Genomic DNA, 2750 nt, shown 5'->3' on the forward strand with positions numbered 1-2750 from the left:
TTGTTTCAGTTTTTTCTCAGTTTCTGCGTTGATTTTGGACCAAGGCAGAGACAATACTACTTTGCGTTCCAGATTTTCTAAAGTTTCAACAGTTACGCTCATCGTAAGCCCTTAAATTTGTTGTGTTTAAACGGTTATCCTTCTGCTCAGTATTCCGAAGAACTCCGGAAGCGTGCATAAGGTCAAAATTTAGCTGCTTAGTATAACACAATGTTTCACGAATAACATAAAAAGGCCGTCTGAAAAGTGGGAAATTCTTTTCAGACGGCCTTTGCGTTTCGATATTGTTGTTTTTTACAGCTGGTCTTTTTGTGCCAGAATCCGTCGGCTACCGTTGATGTCTGCCGGAGAGAGAACACCGGAATTTTCAAGCGCATCTATCAAATTGGCGGCACGGTTGTAGCCGATGCGCAATTGGCGTTGCAGGGCAGAAATGGAAGTCTTGCGGCTCTCCAATACGAAGGCAACGGCTTGATCGAATAGCTCATCGCTGTTTGCGTTCGGATTGACAATATTGGTGGTTTCGATGGCCGCTTCGCCACTGAGCAGGCCTTCAACATAATTGGTCGGAGCCTGTTCTTTGACGAAATTGACGACTTGATGTACTTCATCATCAGAAACAAACGCACCTTGCAGGCGTGTCGGTTCTGCGCTGCCCGGTTGCAGGAATAACGAGTCGCCGTATTTGAGCAATTCATCTGCACCCATTTGGTCAAGAATGGTGCGGCTGTCGATTTTACTTTGTACGGTAAAGGCCATGCGGGTAGGAATGTTGGCTTTAATCAGGCCGGTAACCACGTCGACACTCGGGCGTTGGGTGGCGACAATCATGTGAATGCCTGCCGCACGCGCTTTTTGGGCAAGACGTGCGATTTGCTGCTCAACGGATTTGCGTTCGGTCATCATCAAGTCTGCCAATTCGTCAATGACGACCACAATCAACGGCAGTTTTTCCAGAGGCTTAGGATCGTCAGGATTTAAGCTGAACGGATTGAGCAATGGCTTACCTGCCGCTTTGGCTTGTTCGACTTTTTGGTTAAAACCGTCCAAATTACGCACGCCTGCATGGGAAAGCAGGCGGTAGCGTTTTTCCATTTCGGCAACACACCAGTTCAACGCTTGTCCAGCCTCGCGCATATCGGTCACAACCGGACAGAGCAGGTGCGGAATGCCGTCGTAAATGCTCAATTCCAGCATTTTCGGGTCAATCATAATGAAGCGGACTTCGTCAGGCGTGGCTTTGAAGAGCATGGACATAATCATGCCGTTCACGCCGACAGATTTGCCAGAGCCGGTCATGCCTGCGACCAAAAGATGCGGCATTTTTGCCAAGTCGCCGACAACGGGCGTACCTGCAATATCTTTACCCAAGGCAACGGTCAGTTTGGACTTGGCGTCGGTAAATACGGGTGAAGAGAGGATTTCGCTCAACATGACGTCTTGGCGTTTCTCATTGGGCAATTCAATGCCCATGGTGTTTTTACCGGCAATGGTTTCTACGATACGTACAGCTTGCAGAGACATCGAGCGCGCCAAATCTTTGGACAGGGCGACAATTTGACTGCCTTTGACACCTTGTGCCGGTTCGATTTCGTAGCGGGTAATCACGGGGCCGGAAGTGGCGGAAACAACCTGTACGCCGATGCCGAATTCAGCCAGCTTGGCTTCGATCAATTCTGCGGTCTGTTGCAATTCATCCGGATTGACGGCGACCGGTTCTTCAGACGGCATACGCAACAGGTTTATGTTGGGTTTGTGGTATTCGCCGTTGTTTTTAGGTTCAGTATCGTCAAACAGGGAAGTTTGGATTTTAGGAGGCGGCGCAACGGATACGGCAACGGTTTTACGGTTGCTGCTGCTGCCTGCCAACGGAGCAACCGGAGTGGCTGTAATGGTTTTGGCCTCTTTAACCATGCGGCGCGTATTTTGGGTTTCCAAAGCTTCAGTGCAGACATCTTCTTTTTTATTTTGGAATTGAGACAATTTTTTCTTCAGGCTGCCAAACAGGCCGCCCATATGGCTGCCGGATTTGGCCATGACTTCCAACCATGACACCTGAGCCAGCAGGGAAATGGATAAAAGCAACATCACTAGCATAATCAACAGGCTGCCCGACTTACCCAACAGCCAAGCCAAGCCTGAACCCGCTAACAAGCCGACCAAGCCGCCGGCGCCAACAGGAAGGGATTCGCTCAATGCATTGTCAAACAGGAAATGTTCGATAATCGGACTGCACACCAGCAGGAGGAACAATGCCAAAGCGGCTACGCCGTGATTGTAGGGCTTGTGGTTTTCCTGCTTTTTCATGGGGCGGAAGTTTTTGTAGAGGAAAACGCAAGAGGCGGCTATCCACCACCAAAACGATAAGCCGAACAGATAATATCCGACATCGGAAAGATATGCGCCGAAGAGGCCGCCGAGGTTGGCGACATCGTTGCTTTTGGGCACGCTGCGCGACCATGCAGGGTCGTCCATGCTGAAGCTGGCCAGGGAAATGGCCAGATAAATGGTGATAACCAAGCCAAACAGCCATAAAGCGTCATTAATCAAGTTGACGACATGCTCGGGGCGCGCTTTTTTTTCTTCATTTTTTTGCAGCTCTTTGGCGGCTTTCAGGCGTTGGGAGACTTTATTGTCGGCTTGAGTTTGTGCTTTGGTGGATTTGCGTGTGGTCGGTTTGGCTGCCGGTTTGGTAGAGACGCGTTTTTTTGTTTGGGTTTTAGAAGATTTTGCAGTCATGAGATAAAGGC

The 2750-nt window shown here is 49.6% G+C and carries 1 protein-coding gene; it reads right to left on the bottom strand.

Annotation, left to right across the window (positions count from 1 at the left end; translation table 11 throughout):
- Positions 1-294 precede the first annotated feature (294 nt).
- The gene (locus ACTHUT_RS17255; protein ID WP_440419181.1) at positions 295-2739 is read right to left on the bottom strand and encodes a DNA translocase FtsK; all 2445 of its coding nucleotides are present in this window, start codon (positions 2737-2739) and stop codon (positions 295-297) included.
- Positions 2740-2750: the final 11 nt, after the last annotated feature.

Source organism: Neisseria sp. P0022.S010 (genome assembly GCF_051956635.1).

Bases quoted from the DNA above. Each gene is read 5' to 3' on its own strand.
- ACTHUT_RS17255 (WP_440419181.1), bottom strand. From the start codon at position 2,739: ATGACTGCAAAATCTTCTAAAACCCAAACAAAAAAACGCGTCTCTACC.